The following is a 19,495-nucleotide window of genomic DNA, read 5'->3' on the forward strand; positions in this document are numbered from 1 at the left end:
CGCCGCCTCACGCCGCATCCCCCAACCGCGCCCGCACCTCGCGCCGGCTCAGCTGTCGCTTGGCGACGGCATAGACATCGTGACGCCCATACATGTCGAAGTGCGTGGGCAGGCCCGGCGCGGAACGTCGCGCCGCACCGCAGCGCGTGACCATGCAGCGGCGCAGCACGTCGTAGCACCTGGGCTCCGGCTGCGCCGTACCTGCGCGCTCGGGAAACTTCGCGAGCATGACCTCGAACCAGCAGCCGTCGACGCAGTGCCACTGCGTGGTCTCGTCGATCACGTGGTAGACCGCGTACGGCGTGTCGCCGCGCCGCGCGGCCCGGTCCACACGGCGCGCCGCGCGCGCCTCGCGCAGGCGCCGGTTCGGCAGCAGGATGCCGGTGACCGGGTGCACGAACAGCTCGACGCCCGGCGCTTCGTGCAGCGGCACGCCGTCGCGGGTTCCCCAGCGGTGGGGCCGCACCCGCACCTCGCCGTCGCACAGCACCGCGTCGCGCGCCACGAAGTCGTCGACGTGCAGAAAGATGTGCGCCTGCACCGTGCTGCGGCGATCGATGCCGCTGCACAGTTCGGCGTACACCTTGTCCCACGGCCGGTGCACCTGCTTGTGCAGCCAGCGCCTGAGCGGCTGGAGGTTTTCGCTCAGCCACTTCGGATGCTGCAGGCCGCGCTTCATGCCCAGGTGCGAACCGCGCTCGGGGCTGTTGCGCCACGGGCGGCCATCGCCCTGCACGCGCCAGCCGCCGCGCGGACGCTCGACGATCACCTTGTCCATGTCGTCACGCATCATCGGCCCTCCGCCCGAAGTCGCGCGCGGCTTTCTGCAGCGCCACCTTCTGCGCGCGCCGCTCGGCGCGGTGGGTGCGCAGGTGGCGGCCCGCGCCCTGGCTGGATTCGCGGCGCGCCATCGCGGCCACCACGGGATTGCGCGGTGCCGACGCGGGCACCGCAAAGTAGAACCGGCCCAGACGCTTGTCGTCGTCACGGGCCTTTCGTTGAGCACTCATGTGCACACACTCCGAAAGAAACAAAAAGGCCCCGGCGAATGCAGTTGCGCGCGGGGCCCTTGTCGATTCGGCCGCGGCGGATGCGAAGGTGCACATCCGGCCGGGGCGGTCGGTGTGCGTCAGGTGTTCAGTGAACGGTTCATTGAATGGTGTTCTCGCCCGGGAGGTTGATCGTCGCCGTGCGCGGTGTCTGGAAAAACGGTCGCTGAAAAAGGAAGGGCGGATTCTGGCGAGGGCCTTCGCCGTGCGCAAGCCCGGCGCGGCGCGCTGTGGCGCAAAGCTGACAGGGCACATCGGTTGAATCCGCTTCACGCATCGCGCCGTATGGCATCTCAAGCGCATCGCGCCCCCGAGCTGTTGGCGGTTTCCACAGAGCCTTTCCTTCCAGGAGACATCCATGAAAAAACTCGTGATCGCCCTCGGCGTGTCGGTCCTGCTCGGCGCGTGCGCCGGCAGTGGCATGAGCAACGCCAGCAGCAGTGCCGCCACCCCCATGGTCGGCGGCGCGCCGATGTACCCGACGAAGGACATCGTCGACAACGCGGTGAATTCGAAGGACCACACGACGCTGGTCGCCGCGGTGAAGGCGGCCGACCTGGTGGCCACGCTCAAGAGCCCGGGCCCGTTCACGGTGTTCGCGCCCACCAACGCCTCGTTCGCGGCGCTGCCGGCCGGCACGGTCGACACGCTGCTCAAGCCCGAGAACAAGGCCACGCTCACCAAGGTGCTGACCTACCACGTGGTGCCCGGTCGCATGGACAGCGCGGCGCTGACGAGCGCGATCAACGCAGGCGGCGGCAAGGCGATGCTCAAGACCGCCAGCGGCGGCACGCTCACAGCGACGATGAGCGGCGGCACGGTGTGGGTGACCGACGCCAAGGGCGGCACGGCGGCGGTGACGATCGCCAATGTCTACCAGTCGAACGGCGTGATCCACGTCGTCAACAAGGTGCTGCTGCCAGGTTGAGTCAGCTCCGCTGCGCGGCCTCCGCTTCGACGCGCAGCCATTGCGCGAAGTCCTGCGCGTCGCGGTTGCCCGCGGCGCGCCGCGACATCTCGATGAAGTAGCCGCGGTGCGATGCCACGCCCTGGCCGAGCGGCGCCACGAGCCGGCCGTCGCGCACCAGTTCGCGCAGCAGCGGCAGGCGCCCGATCACCACGCCCTGCCCCGCCACCGCGGCGGCCACCGCATCGGCGTACTGCGAGAAGCGCAGCGTGCTCTTCATGCGCAGGTCTTCCAGCACCATCACCTTGAGCCACGGCTCCCAGTCGGCGGTCGGGGCTTCGCTGTGGTCCGGGTACTCGATGGTCAGCAGCGTGAGCTTGGAAAAATCGGACAGCTCGCGCAGCGACGCGGCCACCTGCGGCGCGCACAGCGGGATCACCGACTCCTCGAACAGCGCCGGGCCCACGCCGCGGCCGATGGGAACGAAGCGCACCGCAAGGTCCAGCCGGCTCACGTCCAGGTCGAGCACGTCGAGCGTGGCCGACACACGCACGTCGACCTGCGGATGCGTGCTGGTGAAGCGCGCCAGTTTCGGAATGAGCCACAGCGACGCGAAGCCCGGTGTGGTGGTGATCGACACCTGCCGCGGCGCGGCGCTGGCGCGCACGCGCGCGGTGGCGTCGCGCAGGCGCTCCAGGCTGTCGGTGACGGCGCGCTGCAGCACGCCGCCGGCCTCGGTGAGCGCGAGCGCACGGTGGCGGCGCTCGAACAGCAGCACGCCCAGGCTGGCTTCGAGCTGCTGGATCTGCCGGCTCACGGCCGACTGCGTGAGGTGCAGCTCGCCCGCCGCCAGCGTGAAGCTGAGCCGGCGCGCGGCGGCCTCGAAGCTGCGCAGCAGCTCGAGCGGCGGGAGCTCGCCGGCAGGGGTTTTCACATTCTCTGGAGGCATGCAACGAGTTCCGAATGACCGCGTGTAAGAGAGGGCTCGGCTCACTATATTCATTCGTATCACGAATGCAATGGAGGTTCCCATGAGCACCACCGACCGGTCCCCTTCCACCTTTTTCTCCTCGTCGAGCTCGCGCTTCCACGTGAGCTTGCCCAGCCGCGCCGTCTTCGCCGTGCCCGACGGCGCGGGCGTGGGCATCGAATGCCGCAGCGGCGCCGTGTGGATCACGCTCGACCGCGACCCGCGCGACATCGTGCTCGGGCCGGGCGAGCGCTTCGAGAGCAGCGAGCACCGGCGCGTGCTGGTGTCGGCGCTGGAGTCGTCGTGCATCTCGGTGTCGGACGCGCAGCCCGCCGCGCTGCCGAACCCGGCCTCGCGCGCACAGGCTCGCGTGCGGTCGCCTTGGCGACTGGCGCTGCACGGGTTGTCCCCGGCTTGACCGCGGGCGCCGTGGCATCGAACCTCGATGCCATGGACCGCCCCGCAGGGAGCAGCACCGCACGCCGCCGTGACGACAGGCGGCTTTTTGCTTTGGGCGTCCGTTTTCCTTCTTGGCCTTGAAAGGGACACGCCCATGACCACCACTTCTGGCGCAGCGCTCGCATGACCGCGCCGCAACCCACACCTCAACCCTGCGTGCTGTGCGAGCAGGCCGACGGCATCGCCACGCTCACGCTGAACCTGCCGCACAAGCTGAACCCGATCGCGAAAGACCTGCAGGTCGAGTTGCGCGACGCGCTCGAGCGCATCCGCGACGACCGCACGGTGCGCGCCGTGATCCTCACCGGCGCCGGCAAGGCTTTCTGCGTGGGCGCCGACCTGAGCGCGATGGCGCCGCCCGGCGAGTCCGGCCAGACGCTCGGCGACCAGACCGCCGAGTGGATGCAGAAGCTCAGCAACCCGCTCATCGAGACACTGCGCACGCTGCCGGTGCCGGTGGTGGCCGCCGTCAACGGCCCGGCGGCCGGTGCGGGCGTGGGCCTGGCGCTCGCGGCCGACGTGACCATCGCGGCGCGCAGCGCCTACTTCTACCTGCCCTTCCTGCCCAAGCTCGGCATCGTGCCGGACCTGGGCTGCACCTGGGCCATTCCGCGCCGCGCCGGCCGTGCGCGCGCGATGGGCATGGCGCTGCTCGACGAGCGCCTGAGCGCCGGGCGCGCCGTGCAGTGGGGCCTGATCTGGGCCTGCGCCGACGACGAGCAACTGATGGACGAGGCCCGCGCCATCGCGCAGCGCCTGGCGCGCCTGCCGGCGCACGCGGTGCTCGAAGCGCGCGAGGCCTTCGAGGCCTCGGAGCACCACACGCTGAAGGAACAACTCCACTACGAGAGCGAGCGCCAGCGCGCGCTCATCGACCGCCCCAGCTTCCGTGAAGGCGTGAGCGCCTTCCTGCAGAAGCGCCCCCCTGTCTTCGAAACCCGCTGACGTCCCCATGACCATCGAACGCACCCTCTTCACCGCCGACCACGAGGCCTTCCGCGACAGCTTCCGCCGCTTCATGGACAAGGAGATCGCGCCCTTCCACGACGCATGGGAAGAGCAGGGCTATGTGGACCGCGCCGTCTGGTCCAAGGCCGGCGAGAACGGCTTCCTGTGCATGGCGCTGCCCGACACCTACGGCGGCGCGGGCGCCGACCTGCTGTATTCGGTGATCCAGTTCGAGGAGCTGTGGGCGCGCGGCTTCACGGGCATCGGGTTCGGCCTGCACAACGAGATCGTGGCGCCGTACATCCTGCGCTACGGCACCGAGGCGCAGAAGCTGCATTACCTGCCGAAGCTCGCGAGCGGCGAGATGGTCGGCGCCATCGCCATGAGCGAGCCCGGCGCGGGCAGCGACCTGCAGGCCGTGAAGACCAGCGCCATCCGCCAGGCCGACGGCAGCTACCTGCTCAACGGCAGCAAGACCTTCATCACCAACGGCTGGCATGCCGACCTGGTGATCGTGGTCGCCAAGACCGACCCGGCCGCGGGCGCGAAGGGCACGAGCCTGTTCCTCGTCGAGCGCGGCATGCCGGGCTTCGAGAAGGGCAAGCGCCTGAAGAAGCTGGGCCTGAAGGCGCAGGACACGTCCGAGCTGTTCTTCAACGACGTGCGCCTGCCCGCCGAGGCGCTGCTGGGCGAGGTCAACCGCGGCTTCGTCTGCCTGATGGAGCAGCTGCCTTGGGAGCGGCTGCAGATCGCGATCAGCGCGGTGGCCGCGTCGCAGGCGGCCATCGACCACACCGTGGCCTACGTGAAAGAGCGCAAGGTGTTCGGCCAGCCCGTGGGCAACTACCAGAACACACGCTACACGCTGGCCGAGCTGCAGACCGAGGTGCAGGTGGCGCAGGTGTTCGTCGACAAGTGCATCGAGCTGCTCATGGCCGAGAAGCTCGACACCGCCACCGCGAGCATGGCCAAGTACTGGACCAGCGACCTGCAGTGCAAGGTGATGGACGAGTGCGTGCAGCTGCACGGCGGCTACGGCTTCATGTGGGAGTACCCGATCACCCGCGCGTACGCCGACGCGCGCGTGCAGCGCATCTACGGCGGCACCAACGAGATCATGAAAGAGGTGATCACGCGCTCGATGGGCCTCGGCGGGCGCTGAAGCGCTCCGCATTTGGCACCACTGGCGCCATGGAAAGGGCTGCGGGAGAATGCCGCGCATGCCCCTCCTCAACGCCTTCTACGCCCAGTCGGGCGGCGTCACCTCGGTCATCAACGCCTCGGCCTGCGGCGTGATCGAGACGGCGCGCCAGCACCCGGACCGCATCGGCACGCTCTATGCCGGACGCAACGGCATCCTCGGCGCGCTCACCGAGGACCTGATCGACACCAGTGCCGAGCCGGCCGAAGCGATTGCGGCGCTGCGCAGCACGCCCTCGGGCGCGTTCGGCTCGTGCCGCTACAAGCTCAAGTCGCTCGAAAAGAACCGCCGTGAGTACGAGCGCCTGATCGAGGTGTTCAAGGCGCACGGCATCGGCTACTTCTTCTACAACGGCGGCGGCGACTCGGCCGACACCTGCTTCAAGGTGAGCCAGCTGTCGCAGTCGATGGGCTACCCGCTGCAGGCCATCCACGTGCCCAAGACCATCGACAACGACCTGCCGCTGACCGACTGCTGCCCGGGCTTCGGCTCGGTGGCGAAGTACGTGGCGGTGTCCACGCTCGAAGCCTCGTTCGACGTGCGCTCGATGGCCGCCACCTCCACCAAGGTGTTCGTGCTCGAGGTGATGGGCCGCCACGCAGGCTGGATCGCCGCAGCCGGCGGGCTGGTGGCCGACCATGGCATTCCGGTGGTGGTGCTGTTCCCCGAGATCGAGTTCGATGCGGCCCGCTTCCTGGCGCGCGTCGATGCCATGGTGCAGCAGCACGGCTACTGCTCGGTGGTGGTGTCCGAGGGCTGCCACCACCCCGACGGCACCTTCCTGGCCGAACAGGGCGCGCGCGATGCCTTCGGCCATGCGCAGCTCGGCGGCGCGGCGCCGGTGGTGGCGCAGATGGTGAAGGAGGCGCTGGGCCACAAGTTCCACTGGGCGGTGGCCGACTACCTGCAGCGCGCGGCACGCCACATCGCCTCGGCCACCGACGTGAAGCAGGCCTACGAGCTGGGCCAGCGCGCGGTCGAGCTGGCGCTCGAAGGCCGCAACGCGGTGATGCCGACCATCGAGCGCACGAGCGACGTGCCCTATGCCTACACGCTGGGCGCGGCGCCGCTCGAATCGGTGGCCAATGTCGAGAAGCCGATGCCGCGCGATTTCATTTCGGACGACGGCTACGGCATCACCGAGAAGTGCCGCCGCTACCTGCTGCCGCTGATCGCCGGCGAGGACTACCCCGCCTACCGCGACGGCCTGCCGGTGTACGCGACGCTGCGCAACGTGGCAGTGCCGAAGAAGCTGCCGGCCTTCGCGCTCGCATGACGGTGGTCATCGACACCGCGCGCTGTCCGCTGTGCGGCGAGGCGAACCGCTGCGCGATGGAGGTCGAGCGCGAGACCGGGCAGGCGCAGCCGCCCTGCTGGTGCATGGCCGCCGATTTTTCGCTGGCGCCGCTCGACGCGCTGCCGCCCGCGCTGCGCGGCCAGGCCTGCATCTGTGCGCGCTGCGCCGCAGGAAAGCCGCCGCCTCAGGACTGAGCGACGTCGCCCTGCGACGGCGATTGGGACTGGGACTGCGACTGCCCCTGTGCAGGCTCGGCAGCTTCCGTCGCGGCTTCCGCCACATCCCCCGCCGTCACCATCGTCGGCGCCGTGCCGCTGCGCTGCGCGGTGACCACGCCGTGGATGAACTGCAGCTTGCCCACCGCCGCGCGCGGCAGCACGAAGGGGTAGTAGTCGGGCTGGCCCATGCTGCGCGACAGCTCGTTGAGCATGCTGGTCAGCAGCACCCAGCCGTTGATGAAGTCGAGGAATTTCGCGGCGTCGGGATGCTCGGGCTGCCACAGGTCGGCGGCGGTGAACAAATCGCTCTGCAGCTCCACATTGCTCGCATCGATGCCGAAGCTCATCGCCGTGTCGGCCGTGTCCGCCATGTGCAGGTAGTGGGCCCAAGTCTCGGCCCAGTCTTCCCACGGGTGCATGCTCGCGTAGCTGCTGACGAAGCGCTGCGCCCAGTCGGGCGGCGGGCCCTGCTCGTAGTGCTGCTGCAGCGCGGCGCCGTAGTCGGCGCGCTCGTCGCCGAAGAGCACGCGGTAGTCGTCGATCCAGCGCGTGGGCAGCACCAGCAGGTCCCAGTAGTAGTGGCCGATCTCATGGCGGAAGTGGCCCAGCAGCGTGCGGTAGGGCTCGTGCATCTCGGCGCGGATGCGCTCGCGCACGGCGTCTTCGGCCTCCTCGGCGTTGAGGGTGATCAGGCCGTGCTCGTGGCCCGTCATCACGTGCGGGGCGCCCGGCATGTTGCTGAGGAAATCGAAGGCCAGTCCGTGCACCGGGTCGGCATGGCGACTCACCACCGGCAGGCCGAGCGCGAGCAGCTGCGAGATCAGGCGGCGCTTGGGCATCTCGAGCTTGCGCCAGAGTTCGCCGTTGGCCTCCACCGACAGGTCGGGGATGGTGCGCGTGACGCTGCAGGCCAGGCAGTAGCCGGGCGCCAGGCCCTGCGTGTCGGCGGGAATCGTCTCGCCCTCGCGCGGCTGCGCCACCATCCAGTTGCAGGCGGCCGGCGTCATGAGGTTGGCGCAGCGACGGTAGGTGGCGCCGTGCGGATCGCCGAAGACGGTGAAGGTGTCGGGCAGCGCGCCCTCGCCTTCGGCCGGCGCCAGCGGCACCACGCCGAGCCGGTCGATCACGTAGCCCAGCGGCGTGTGGCAGGCCAGGCACTCGCTGTTGCGCAGGAACACGGGGCGCCCGCACTGGCAGCGGTAGGCGCGGCTGACGGTGGGCGCGGCGAGTTCGGCCGCGAGCGTGGGTGTGGCGTCGGGCACGGCGGGATCGGCCGGTTCATTGACGGGTTCTTGGATCGACGGGTTCATGGCTTGTTTGTTCTTTTGATGACGACTTGACGCACAGGGGACAGCCGCCGCATTGTGCGACCGGCCCGCGCACGGTCGACGCCGCAAACACCGATATGCTTGTAGGACGACGGACCCGCGACCGTCCCTGCGCCGCCCCATGACCTCCCCCCCAACACCCGACACGCCGCCCTCCATGGGCGCCCTGCGCGCCCGCTACGGCGAGCGCTACCGCTGGTACCTGCTGCTGTCGGTCATGGTGGGGACGATGGCGTCCATCATGTCCTCGACCATCGTCAACGTAGCGATCCCCGACATGAGCCACCACTTCGCGCTGGGCCAGGAGCGCGCGCAGTGGGTGAGCTCGGGCTTCATGGTGGCGATGACGGTGTCGATGCTCACCACGCCCTGGCTGCTGTCGCGCTACGGCTACCGCCGCACCTACGTCGGCACCATGCTCCTGCTGCTGGCCGGCGGCATCGTCGGCGGGCTGGCCAACCACTACCCGCTGGTGCTGCTGGCGCGCGTGGCCGAGGGGCTGGCGGCGGGCGTGGTGCAGCCCATTCCGGCCATCATCATCCTGCGCGCCTTCGAGCCGCACGAGCAGGGGCGCGCCAGCGGCATCTTCGGCATGGGCGTGGTGCTGGCGCCGGCCATCGGCCCGAGCATCGGCGGCGTGCTGGTCGACCTGTTCGGCTGGCGCTCGATCTTCTTCATGGTGGTGCCCTTCTGCCTGGCCTCGATCTGGCTGGCCTACAAGTTCGTGCCCAAGACCGCGCCCGGCGGCGTGGCCGCGACGCGCGGCAGCGGGCTCGATGCGCGCGGCCTGGCGCTGGGCACCGTGGGCACGCTGTGCCTGCTGAACGGGCTGGTCGAGCTGCGCGGCGATTCGCCGCTGCAGGCCGCGCTGCTGCTGGCCGGCGCGCTCGTCGCCTTTGCCGCCTTCGTGTGGTGGCAGCACCGGCTCATGGCCTCGGGCGGCGCGCCGCTCATGAACCTCGCGCTCTTTCGCTACCGCCAGTTCGCCATGGGCAGCCTGGTCGCCTTCATCTACGGCACCGCGCTGTTCGGCTCGACCTACCTGCTGCCCGTGTACATGCAGGTGGGGCTACACCTGTCGGCCTCGCACGTGGGCACCACCCTGCTGCCGGCCGGCATCGTGCTGGCCTTCACCATCGCGGGCGTGGGCCGGCTGGCCGACAAGCAACCGACCTGGCTCCTGGTGAGCATCGGCCTGGCGCTGCTGGCGGTGTCGTTCGCGCTCATGGCCGTGCTGCGGCTGGACAGCCCGCTGTGGCTGCTGGTGGTGTTCGCGATCGTCGGGCGCATCGGGCTGGGCTTCATCCTGCCCTCGCTCAACCTCGGGTCGATGCGCCCGCTGGCCAAGCCGCTCATTCCGCAAGGCGCCAGCGCGATCAGCTTCGTGCGCATGCTCGGCGGCGCCGTGGGCGTGAGCCTGTGCGCCATCATTCTCGAATGGCGCCTGGCGGCGCACGGCGACTCGCTCGCCAACCCGGTGAGCACCGCGGCACGGCTGGCCGCCTTCGACGAGGTGTTCCTGATGCTGGCCGGCCTGTGCGCGCTGGCCGTCTGCGCGGCCTGGCAGCTGCGCGAGCCGCCCGGCGAGGACACGGCGCAACACAGGGGGTAAACCCCGGCGGCGCGGGGACTCGCTTTCGCTTTCAATTGTTATCAGTTGTATCTAAAAGCGGAATCGGTTCCATGCATCGCAGACGTTTTCTCGCCGCCTCGGCCGCGGCGACGGCCGGACTCGGCCCCCTCCTTTCCTTGCCTTCCACCGCCCTGGCCGCCGAGAACGGCGTCAGCGACGGCGAGATCGTCCTCGGCCACACCGGCATCCTGAGCGGGCCGCTGGGCGTGCCGATCAAGGTCGTGATGGCCGGCGCCGGGCTGGCCTTCGACGCAGTCAATGCGCAGGGCGGGCTCGCGGGCCGCAAGCTCAAGCTGGTCTCGCTCGACGACGAGCTCAAGCCCGAGAAGGCCGTCGCCAACTACGAGAAGCTGCTCGCCGAGCACCGCGCCTTCGCCTTCTTCGGCTGCGTGGGCTCGGGCACCACGGCCGCCGCGGCCAAGGTGCTGGGGCAGAGCGGCGCGCCGATGGTGGGCGGCTACGCGGTGTCGGACTCGGCGCGCGAGAAGGTCGCCGGCGCAGGCTACTTCGTGCGCGCCACCTTCGCGCGCGAGGCGCAGGCGCTGGTGCAGCACCTGACGACCATCGGCGTCTCGCGCATTGCCGTGGCCTACCTGGACAACCCCGGCGGCGCCGAAGTGGCGCGGCTGGTCGAGGCGGCGCTCGACACGCTCAAGCTCAAGCCCGTGGCCGCGGTGCCCGTGAAGGGCGACGGCACGACCAACGAGGCCGCAGGCAAGGCGCTGGCCGACAGCCAGGCCCAGGCCGTGCTCATGTACCTGGGCGGCGGCATCGGCGGCGAGGTCATGAAGAGCGCCTGGACTGCCGGCGGGCGCCAGATGTTCTACGGCATGTCGATCGTGCCGGGCGACGTCACCGCCAAGCTCGTCGGCGACAAGACCAGCGGCCTGGCCATCTCGCAGATCGTGCCCTACCCCTGGAGCGAGGTCGACGCCACCGCGCGCGAGTTCCGCCAGCTGGCCGAGCGTGCGAAGGTCGACATCGGCTACCTCAGCTACGAAGGCTATGTGAACGCGCTCGTGATGATCGAGGCCCTGCGCCGCACCGGCCGCGACCTCACGCGCGCAAAGCTGCACGCCACGCTGAAGGCGATGAAGCTGCGCATCGGCAACATGGAGATCGACTTCACCGGCGCCAGCAACACGGGCTCGCGCTTCATCGAGATGGTGCGGGTGACGAAGGAAGGGCGGTTCCTGCGTTAGAGACAGAGGCCGGGTCTGCTCACAGCCCCAGCTGCGTGAGCGCCCAGGCCACCGTGCCCAGCTGCATCACGTTGAGCACCATGCCCGCGATGTGGAGCTTGCGGAACTGCACGATCGACGTGTCCGTGGCCGGGATCGTGTGGCGCAGCAGGTCCATGCGCGGAATGATGAGCCAGCGGCGCAGCGCGAAGGCCAGTCCGGCAATGAAGGCCATGCCGACCGCGAAGAAGGGCTTGCCGCACCACGCGTAGCTGAGCGCCGCCGCGCTCGCGGTCAGCACCACGGCCACGTAGTAGACGTTGAACAGGCCGCGGATGAAGCGCGAATCCAGCGGGGTGTCGTGCGAGAGCACGAGCAAGGGCAGCGAGCCCATCATGAAGAACCCCATCCAGACCAGCAGGATGACGGTCGCCATGAGCGCAACGACGATGGGAAGCATCTTTGAAAACCCTCCGCGGCGCGCAAGCATACGCCCGGGCGGGCGACGCGTCTCCTACACCGCGCGTGCGGCCGCAGGCACCCGCGCCCCGCCATCGGCCACCAGCGCCACGCCGGTCACGAACGAGGCCTCGTCGCTGGCCAGGAACAGGCAGGCGGCGGCCATTTCCTCGGGCGTGGCCATGCGGCCCAGCGCGATGCGCGCCACCGTCTGCGCGCGCGCGGCGTCCTCGTCGATACCGCGTTCGGCGGCCAGGTCGCGCATCTCCTGGCGGCTCATGGGCGTGTCGACCCAGCCGGGGCACAGGGCGTTCACGCGCACGCCGTGCGAGCCGTAGGCCTGCGCGGCCGAGCGCGTGAGCGCGACCACGCCAGCCTTGCTGGACGCATAGCTGGCCATGCCCGCGCCGGCGTTGAAGGCCGCGACCGAGGCGATGTTGACAATGGCGCCACCGCCCCGCGCAACCATGCCGGGCAGCACCGCGCGCTGGCAGCGCATGGTGCCGCCGAGGTTGACCTCGTGCAGCCGCTGCCAGTCGCCGTCGTCGATGTCGGCCGCGTCGTCATTGCGCACGATGCCGGCGCAGTTCACCAGCACGTCGATGCGCCCGAACGCGGCCTGCACCGCGGCCACGGTGGCGCGCACCGCCGCGTCGTCGGTCACGTCGCACTCGAAGGCCGGGCCCTCGCCCACGGGCTGCGGACGCGGCCAGCCGGCCACCGCGACGCGCGCGCCCTCGGCCGCGAAACGCGCGGCCACGGCGGCGCCGATGCCGGTCGCTGCACCGACGACGAGGCAGGCCTTGCCGTGCAGGCGCGCGGTCATTCCGATGCCTCCGCGAAGAACGGACTCTCAGGCAGCGTCGAGCCGCCATCGACCACGATCGTCTGCCCCGTGATGTAGCGCGCCGCCGGGCTCGCCAGGAAGCGCATCGCGTAGGCGATGTCCTCGGGCCGCCCCAGTTCGCCGGCCGGGATGTGGCGCGCGATGCGCGCGGCCTTGGCCGGGTCGGACAGCAGTGAGCCGCCCTGCTTGGCGATGTAGCCCGGCTCCACGCCGTTCACGGTGATGCCCTCGCGCGCGTACTCCAGCGCCGCGGTGCGGATGAAGCCGTTCACGCCGGCCTTGCTGGCCGCGTAGTGCGCGCTGCCCGGCATGGCCACGCGCGGCCCGGTCACCGACGAGGTGACGAGCAGCCGCCCGCCGCCGCGCGCACGCAGGTGCGGCACAGCGGCCTGCGTGAGCCAGAAGCAGGCCTTGAGGTTGACGGCCAGCGTGTGCTCGAGCTGCTCGTCGGTCATCGCGTCGATGGCGGCCCAGGGATTCACGGCCGCGTTGTGGACCACGATGTCGAGCGCGCCGAACACGCGCACCGCCTCGGCCACCGCGCGCTCGGCCTCGTCGCGCCGGCCGATGTCGCAGGCCATCGCCTGCGCCGCGAAGCCGCGCGCGCGCAGCTCCGCCGCCACGGCCTCGCCCGCACTGCCGGTGCGGTTGGCGATGAGCACCGAGGCCCCGGCTTCGGCGAACACCTGCGCGATGGCCGCGCCGATGCCGCGCCCGCCGCCGGTGACCAGCGCCACCTTGCCCTGCAGGCCGAAGAGGTCGGCCGTGCTCATCCCTTGCACTCCCGCACGAACTCGGCGAAGGCCGCGTTGTGCTCGTCGACCTCGCGCTCGGTGGTGCCGGGGCAGCACAGCATCATGTTGTGGAAGGGCGTGATGAGCACGCCGCGGTTCATCATGTACAGGTGCAGCAGCGCTTCGAGCTCGCCGTCGCGCGTGCGGCGCACGTCGCTCGCGTTGCGCGGTGCGTCGGCACAGAACAGCGTCTCCACGCGCGCGCCGACCTGCGTCGCATGCCACGGCAATCCCGCAGCCGCGATGCTGGCGTTGACACCTTCGGCCAGGCGCTGCGCGAGCACCAGCATGCGATCGAAGGCTTCGGGCGTGAGCACCTGCGAGAGCACCGCGCGCATCACGGCCACGGTGAGCGCGTTGCCCGCCAGCGTGCCGCCGAAGCCGGCGTGCGCCGACTGGCGCTTCGTCGGGTGCAGCTTGGGCAGCACCTGCCAGACGCGCTCGGCGGTTTCGGCGCTGAGCCCGAAGGCGGCGGCGGGAATGCCGCCGGCGATGGCCTTGCCGATCACGAACATGTCGGGGTCGAGCCCGTGCTGGCGCGTGTAGCCACCGGGGCCGCTGGAGATGGTGTGCGTCTCGTCGATGACGAGCAACGTGCCGGTCTCGCGCGTGAGGCGGCGCAGCGCGTCGTGGAAGCCGGGCGCGGGCGCGATCATTCCGTAGTTGGTCATGGCCGGCTCGGCCAGCACGCAGGCCACGTCGCCGGCGCGCAGCGCGCGCTCCAGCGCGGGCACGTCGTTGAACTCGACCACGGCCGACAGCTGCTCGTGCGGAAAGCCGTTGGGGTGGATGTCGTTGCGCATCGCGACGGCGCCGTCGCGCAGCTCCACGTGCGCCTCTTCCACCGAGCCGTGGTAGCAGCCCGAGAACACCAGCACGCGCGGCCGGCCCGTGACCATGCGCGCCAGCCGGATACAGGCGCGGTTGGCGTCCGAGGCCGATGTCGTGAGGTTCCAGTACGGCAGGCCGAAGCGGCGCGACAGCTCTTCGCCGACCCAGGCCGCGTCGTCGGTGGGCAGCATCAGCGAGCTGCCCACGCGCGCCTGCCGTGTCAGCGCCTCGACCACCGCCGGGTGGCCGTGGCCGCACATGCCGCCGGTGTCGCCGAGGCAGAAGTCGGCGTAGCCGTTGCCGTCCACGTCGACAAAGCGCGCGCCGTAGGGCAGCTGTGCGTCCTGCACGTACAGGGGCCAGCCGCCGATCCAGCGGCGCATCCAGTGCGAGGGCGCGCCGTAGAGCCAGGCCTGTTGGCCCTGCGCAAAGCGTTCGCCGCTGCGCGCGTGGGTGCGCGCATAGCGGTCTTGTTCGGCCTGCATCAGGGCCTGCACGCGCTCGCGCGGCACGGTGGGTTCGAAGGTCGGGGTCATCGCAAACTCGGTCAAAGGGAAGAAGAAGGAGAAACGCCCAGCATCGAGAGGGCCTGCGCGTAGCTCGCGCCCGGATGCATCACGTCGAAGTGCACGGTGCGCAGGCCCACGCGCTGCGCGCCGGCGATGTTGCGCAGCTGGTCGTCGACGAACACGCAGGCGTCGGCGGGCAGGCCGAGCTGGTCCAGGCACTGCTGGTAGGCGCGCGCATCGGGCTTGAGGATGCCGGTGTGCGTGGCATCGACCACCACGTCGAAGGCGCTCATGAAGGGCAGGCATTGGCGGAAGCCCGCGCCGTAGAACAGGTCGAGCTCGTTCGACAAAATCGCGAGCCGACAACCGGCGCGCCGCGCCGCCTCGATGGCCGCGAGCGCCTCGGGGCGGATCGCGGCCTCGGGGTCGGCGCCGCGTGCGCGCTGCACGAAGGTCTCCATGCGGTCCCAGCGTTCGCCGACCAGCGCGCCCACTTCGCGCGTGCGCGCCATCCAGTAGTCGCGCTCCGAAAGCTTGTCGGCCTGCATGTCGCGCCACAGCGGATCGCTCGCGAGGTCGAAGGGGCCGCGCCAGGTCAGCGCGCCGCGCGGCAGCGACAGCGCCTCTTCGGTGAGGGCGTGGGTCTCGAACAGCGTGCGGCTGATGACGCCGCCGAAGTCGAGCACGAGGGCTTGCGCGGCGGGGCTCATGCGCGGCTCCCTGCGGGCACGGTGCCGTCGGCCACCCAGGCATCGAACACCTGCAATGCGGCGTCGCAGAAGGCGCTGTCGTTGATGTGCGCATCGAGTTCGACGAGCCGCGCCGGGTCGACGCTGCCACGCAGCGCTTCGGTGAAGGCCGCGAGGCCTTCGGGGTCGTGCAACGGCTCGCCGGGGCGGTCCCAGCCTTCGATGCCCTGCAGCGGCATCAGCAGGCAGGTGGCGCCCTCGGCGCGCGCGAGGCGGCGCGCGATCTCGCTCGCCACATCGCGGCGGAACGCGGGCACGCTGAGCGCCGAGGCCAGCAGCCGGTTGTGGATGTGCGTGGGCCGCCCTTCCAGGCCTTCGGGCGTGGACTGCCAGGCCGGGTAGTCGAGCATGTCGATGGCGCCGGGCGCGACGATCTGCGGCGTGCCCGCGCGGCCGGCGCCGAGCAGGCGGTCGGGCCCGGCCGTCACGCACGAGCCGCCGAGCTGGTTGGCCAGCTCCTGCAGGCTGAAATCCATCACCGCGCAGAAGCGGCCCTCGGCGGCCAGCGCCTCGAAGGCGCGCCCGCCCATGCCGGTGGTGTGGAACACGGCGACCTCGTAGCCGCGCGCTTCGAGCGCGGGCTTGAGCGTCTTCATGTAGGTGAGCGCGCTGGAGCCCAGCGAGGTCATGCCCACCAGCGGCTTCTCGAAGGCCGGCACGCAGGCCTGGCGGCAGGCGCCGAGCACCGCGCCTGCGGCCTGGCTCAGGGCCGAGCGGCACAGGCTGTTGAGGCCGTAGAGCCCGCCGGCCCACAGCACCATGATGAGGTCGGGCGGGATGCGCTCGGGCGGCAGCAGGTGCGAGTAGGCGATGGTCGACACCAGCACCTTCGGCACGCCCAGCGGCAGCGCCTGCGCCACGTCGAGCGCGAGGTCGGTGCCCATGGTGCCGCCCAGCGCGAGCAGGCCGTCGATGCGGCCCTCGGCCTGCCAGCGCGCGGCGAGCTTCGCGGCACCGCGCGCCATCAATGTCATGGCGCTGTTCTCGTCGCCGCTTTGCGCCACCTCGGCGACGGTCTTGCCGGCAGCGGCGGCCACCTCGGTGTTGGGAATGTCCGGCGTGAAGGGCGCGCCGTCGAGCACGCCCACGTCCATCACGACGACGCGGCCGCCGCCGGCCTCGATGCACTCGCGCATGAACAGCAGCTCGGCGCTCTTGGTGTCGGCGGTGCCGATCAGCAGGATCGTGGGCGATGCACTCACAGCGTCGCTTCCACGTCGGCCTGTACGTCGGAAAATGCGCCTTCGAGCGCATCGACCATGAAGTCCACCTCCTCGCGCGTGATGACCAGCGGCGGCGAGAGGATGAGGTTCGGCCCCGAGATGCGCACCATCAACCCGCGCTGGTAGGCCGCCTGCGCCACCTTCGCGGCGATCGGGTTGCCGCGCGGCAGCGTGGTGCGCGTGGCCTTGTCGGCCACCATCTCGATGCCCAGCATGAGGCCCATGCCGCGCACGTCGCCGACGAAGCTGAACTTGTCGACGAAGGGCCGCACGCGCGCCTGGAAATGCGCGCCCACGCGCGCCGCGTTGCCGGGCACGTCGAGTGCCTCGATCTGGTCCAGCGTGGCGAGTGCGGCGGCTGCCGCCACAGGGTGCGCGCTGTAGGTGTAGCCGTGGCCCACCGCGGCCTGGCCCGTGGGGTCGTTGAGGAAGACCTCGGCCACCTTGTTGCCGATGGCGGTGGCGCCCAGCGGCACGTAGCCCGACGAGATGCCCTTGGCCAGGCACCACAGGTCGGCCTTCACGTTCCACAGCCGCGTGCCGAACATGGCGCCGCCACGGCCGAAGCCGGTGACGACCTCGTCGGCGATGAGCAGCACGCCGTACTTGTCGCAGATCTCGCGCACGCGCGGCCAGTAGTTGGACGGCGGCACGATCACGCCGCCCGCGCCCTGGATCGGCTCGGCAATGAAGGCGGCCACGGTGTCGGGGCCCTGGAACTGGATCTCGCGTTCCAACTGCGTGGCGCAGATCTCGCCGAGTTCTTCCGGGTCCTGCGTGTAGGGGTTGCGGTAGAGCCAGGGCGTGTCGACATGGAAGCAGCCGGGCAGCAGCGGCTCGTAGGCGCGGCGGAAGTTCAGGTTGCCGTTCACGCTCATGCCGCCGAAGTGCACGCCGTGGTAGCCCTGGCGCAGCGCGATGAACTTGAAACGGTCGGCCTGGCCCTTGAGCTTCCAGTACTGGCGCGCGAGCTTGAGCGCGCCCTCCACTGCATCGGAGCCGCCGTTGCTGAAGAACACGGCGGCCACGCCGTCGGGCTCCATGGTCTTGACCAGGCGCGCCGACAGCTCGATGGCGCGCGGGTGCGTGGTGCCGCGGAACACGTTGTAGAAGGGCAGCTCGTCCAGCTGCGCCACGATGGCGTCGCGCACGGGCTTGTTGCTGTGGCCCAGGTTCGCGGCCCACAGTCCGCCGACGCCGTCGAGCATCTTGTGGCCATCGACGTCCCAGATCCAGCAGCCCTGGCCGCGCGCAATGATGTCGGGCTTGGTCTTCTGCATCGCCTGCGGATGCGCCATGGGGTGCCACAGGTACTGGGCGTTGTCTTGCTTGAGCGCCGCCACGGCGGCGGCTTCGGTCGTTGTCATGCAGGTCTCCGGAAGTATGGGGTGTGTGCTCAGGACGGCACGCCGACGGTGAGGGTCTTGACCTCGGTGTAGTGCAGCAGGCCTTCGGCGCCCATCTCCTGGCCGATGCCGCTTTCCTTCCAGCCGCCGAAGGGCATCTCGGGCTGCGAGACGCCGAAGTGGTTGATGCCGACCATGCCGGCCTCGAGCGCGTCGCCCAGGCGGTGCGCGGTGTGCAGGTCGCGCGTGAAGGCGTAGGCGCCCAGGCCGTAGGGCAAGGCGTTGGCCTGCGCGATGGCTTCGTCGAGCGTGTCGTAGGGCTGCAGCACGGCGATGGGGCCGAAGGGCTCCTGGCGCATCACGCGGCTGTCGGCCGGTGCGTTCGCGATCACGGTGGGCTCGAAGAAGAAGCCGGGGCGCTGCACGCGGTGGCCGCCGCACAGCAGCTGCGCGCCGCGCTCCACGGCGTCGTCGACGAAGCGCTGCATGTCCTCGATGCGGCGCGCGTGCGCGAGCGGGCCCATCTGCGTGGCGGGGTCGGTGCCCTCGCCCAGGCGCAGCGCGCGCGCGGCCTGCACGAAGGCGTCGCTCCATTCGCCGAAGCGGGCGCGCGGCACGTAGAAGCGGATCGGCGACGCGCACACCTGGCCCGCGTTGCGGAACTTGGCGGCCAGCGACTGCTTGAGCGCGAACGGAAAGTCGGCGTCGTCGCAGACGATCACCGGCGCGTGGCCGCCCAGTTCGCCGGTGAAGCGCTTCACATGCCGCGCCGCCTGCTCGCCCAGCAGCTTGCCCACGGCCACCGAACCGGTGAACGACACCTTGGCGATGGCCGGATGGTCGATGAGGAAGGACGACACCTCGGCCGGGTCGCCGCACACCATGTTCAGTGCGTCGGGCGGCACGCCCGCGTCGAGAAAGGCGCGCACCAGCAGCATGCAGGTGCCCGGCGTTTCTTCCGCCGGCTTGATGACCACGCTGCAGCCCGCGGCCAGTGCGCTCGCGAGCTTGCGCGCCGGCAGGTTGGCCGGAAAGTTCCACGGCGTGAAGGCCGCCACCGGCCCCACCGGCTGGCGCATCACCGACTGCGAGAGGATGCCCTCGACGCGCGGTGGCACGAGGCGCCCGTACAGGCGCTTGGCCTCCTCGGCCTGGAAGTCGATGATGTCGGCCGAGAGCGTGACCTCGCGCAGCGACTCGGCCAGCGGCTTGCCTTGCTCGAGCGTGAGCACGTGCGCAATCGTCTTCGCCTGTTCGCGGATGTTCTGCGCGGCGGCGCGCATGATGTTGCAGCGTTCGAGGGCGCTCTTGCCGCGCCACTGCACGAAGCCGCGGCGCGCGGACGCGGCTGCTTCGGCGAGTTCGTCGCGGCCAGCCAGCGGCAGCTGCGCGATGACTTCTTCAGTGGCAGGGTTGACGACCGCGCGGCGGCCGCCGGCGGTCTGCGTGCGCCATTGGCCGGCGATGTGCAGTGCGAGTTCAGGGTAGTCCATGCCCTGCACGATAGGGAGCGAGCCCCTTGCCGCGTTATCGAAAACTGGCAAAC

The 19,495-nt window shown here is 70.5% G+C and carries 20 protein-coding genes; 8 read left to right on the plus strand and 12 right to left on the minus strand.

All coding sequences use genetic code 11. The annotated features are described in order from the left end of the window. Positions 1-7: 7 nt before the first annotated feature. Positions 8-793, minus strand: a complete 786-nt coding sequence (locus AC07O4_RS29125; protein WP_495306324.1) for a hypothetical protein — start codon at positions 791-793, stop codon at positions 8-10. Beyond that, entirely contained in the window at positions 783-1,010 is a 228-nt protein-coding gene (locus tag AC07O4_RS29130) for a hypothetical protein (RefSeq protein WP_062479749.1), read from the minus strand. Before AC07O4_RS29130 ends, AC07O4_RS29125 begins: the two co-directional genes overlap by 11 nt. Positions 1,011-1,407: 397 nt before the next feature. Between AC07O4_RS29130 and AC07O4_RS29135 the strand changes: the two genes are divergently transcribed. Beyond that, the gene (locus tag AC07O4_RS29135) at positions 1,408-1,977 is read left to right on the plus strand and encodes a fasciclin domain-containing protein (protein WP_139702187.1); all 570 of its coding nucleotides are present in this window, start codon (positions 1,408-1,410) and stop codon (positions 1,975-1,977) included. 1 nt (position 1,978) lies between these two features. Here AC07O4_RS29135 and AC07O4_RS29140 read toward each other — a convergent pair whose 3' ends face one another. Continuing rightward, positions 1,979-2,905, minus strand: a complete 927-nt coding sequence (locus AC07O4_RS29140; protein ID WP_495306325.1) for a LysR family transcriptional regulator — start codon at positions 2,903-2,905, stop codon at positions 1,979-1,981. Positions 2,906-2,987: 82 nt separating this feature from the next. On the opposite strand from AC07O4_RS29140, the gene AC07O4_RS29145 reads away from it, so the two are divergent. The 5 genes from AC07O4_RS29145 (at position 2,988) to AC07O4_RS29165 (ending at position 7,025) form a co-directional block, all read left to right on the plus strand. Then, positions 2,988-3,344: a DUF2917 domain-containing protein gene (locus tag AC07O4_RS29145; protein ID WP_495268907.1), complete on the plus strand. Its 357-nt coding sequence runs from the start codon at positions 2,988-2,990 to the stop codon at positions 3,342-3,344. Between the two features lie 164 nt (positions 3,345-3,508). After that, positions 3,509-4,330 (plus strand): enoyl-CoA hydratase-related protein, encoded by an 822-nt coding sequence (locus AC07O4_RS29150; RefSeq protein ID WP_495306326.1) that lies wholly within the window; start codon positions 3,509-3,511, stop codon positions 4,328-4,330. A gap of 7 nt (positions 4,331-4,337) precedes the next feature. Next, the gene (locus AC07O4_RS29155) at positions 4,338-5,495 is read left to right on the plus strand and encodes an acyl-CoA dehydrogenase family protein (protein WP_495306327.1); all 1,158 of its coding nucleotides are present in this window, start codon (positions 4,338-4,340) and stop codon (positions 5,493-5,495) included. A 58-nt stretch (positions 5,496-5,553) separates the two neighbouring features. Beyond that, entirely contained in the window at positions 5,554-6,810 is a 1,257-nt protein-coding gene (locus tag AC07O4_RS29160; RefSeq protein WP_495306328.1) for a 6-phosphofructokinase, read from the plus strand. After that, positions 6,807-7,025, plus strand: a complete 219-nt coding sequence (locus tag AC07O4_RS29165; protein WP_495306329.1) for a cysteine-rich CWC family protein — start codon at positions 6,807-6,809, stop codon at positions 7,023-7,025. Before AC07O4_RS29160 ends, AC07O4_RS29165 begins: the two co-directional genes overlap by 4 nt. Here AC07O4_RS29165 and AC07O4_RS29170 read toward each other — a convergent pair. Next, positions 7,016-8,359: a zinc-binding metallopeptidase family protein gene (locus tag AC07O4_RS29170; protein ID WP_495306330.1), complete on the minus strand. Its 1,344-nt coding sequence runs from the start codon at positions 8,357-8,359 to the stop codon at positions 7,016-7,018. The genes AC07O4_RS29165 and AC07O4_RS29170 overlap by 10 nt on opposite strands. Positions 8,360-8,498: 139 nt before the next feature. Between AC07O4_RS29170 and AC07O4_RS29175 the strand changes: the two genes are divergently transcribed. Together AC07O4_RS29175 and AC07O4_RS29180 are read left to right on the plus strand one after the other, a co-directional pair. Beyond that, positions 8,499-9,989 carry a DHA2 family efflux MFS transporter permease subunit gene (locus AC07O4_RS29175; protein WP_495306331.1) on the plus strand — a complete coding sequence of 497 codons (1,491 nt, stop codon included), beginning with the start codon at positions 8,499-8,501 and terminating at the stop codon, positions 9,987-9,989. A 137-nt stretch (positions 9,990-10,126) separates the two neighbouring features. Next, complete coding sequence (locus AC07O4_RS29180) at positions 10,127-11,212, plus strand: ABC transporter substrate-binding protein (RefSeq protein WP_495306332.1); 1,086 nt, start codon at positions 10,127-10,129, stop codon at positions 11,210-11,212. Between the two features lie 19 nt (positions 11,213-11,231). Here the strand turns inward: AC07O4_RS29180 and AC07O4_RS29185 are convergent, their stop codons facing one another. The 8 genes from AC07O4_RS29185 to AC07O4_RS29220 are packed head-to-tail and all read right to left on the minus strand — an operon-like array spanning position 11,232 to position 19,442. Beyond that, positions 11,232-11,651, minus strand: a complete 420-nt coding sequence (locus tag AC07O4_RS29185) for a hypothetical protein (RefSeq protein ID WP_062479768.1) — start codon at positions 11,649-11,651, stop codon at positions 11,232-11,234. A 54-nt stretch (positions 11,652-11,705) separates the two neighbouring features. After that, positions 11,706-12,476, minus strand: coding sequence for an SDR family NAD(P)-dependent oxidoreductase (locus AC07O4_RS29190; protein ID WP_495306333.1), 771 nt, complete (start codon positions 12,474-12,476; stop codon positions 11,706-11,708). Then, positions 12,473-13,270, minus strand: coding sequence for an SDR family oxidoreductase (locus tag AC07O4_RS29195; RefSeq protein ID WP_495306334.1), 798 nt, complete (start codon positions 13,268-13,270; stop codon positions 12,473-12,475). The genes AC07O4_RS29190 and AC07O4_RS29195 overlap by 4 nt, the downstream gene beginning before the upstream one ends. Further along, complete coding sequence (locus tag AC07O4_RS29200) at positions 13,267-14,658, minus strand: transaminase (RefSeq protein WP_495306335.1); 1,392 nt, start codon at positions 14,656-14,658, stop codon at positions 13,267-13,269. The genes AC07O4_RS29195 and AC07O4_RS29200 overlap by 4 nt, the downstream gene beginning before the upstream one ends. 11 nt (positions 14,659-14,669) lie before the next feature. Continuing rightward, complete coding sequence (locus tag AC07O4_RS29205; protein WP_495306336.1) at positions 14,670-15,341, minus strand: HAD-IA family hydrolase; 672 nt, start codon at positions 15,339-15,341, stop codon at positions 14,670-14,672. Then, the gene (locus AC07O4_RS29210; protein WP_495306337.1) at positions 15,338-16,582 is read right to left on the minus strand and encodes a Tm-1-like ATP-binding domain-containing protein; all 1,245 of its coding nucleotides are present in this window, start codon (positions 16,580-16,582) and stop codon (positions 15,338-15,340) included. Before AC07O4_RS29210 ends, AC07O4_RS29205 begins: the two co-directional genes overlap by 4 nt. Then, a complete protein-coding gene (locus tag AC07O4_RS29215; RefSeq protein WP_495306338.1) occupies positions 16,579-17,970 on the minus strand; it encodes an aminotransferase class III-fold pyridoxal phosphate-dependent enzyme in 1,392 nt (463 codons plus the stop codon). The genes AC07O4_RS29210 and AC07O4_RS29215 overlap by 4 nt, the downstream gene beginning before the upstream one ends. A 29-nt stretch (positions 17,971-17,999) precedes the next feature. Next, a complete protein-coding gene (locus tag AC07O4_RS29220) occupies positions 18,000-19,442 on the minus strand; it encodes an NAD-dependent succinate-semialdehyde dehydrogenase (RefSeq protein WP_495306339.1) in 1,443 nt (480 codons plus the stop codon). Positions 19,443-19,495 lie beyond the last annotated feature (53 nt).

The sequence above is a fragment of the Variovorax sp. GW821-FHT09D04 genome, assembly GCF_059416405.1.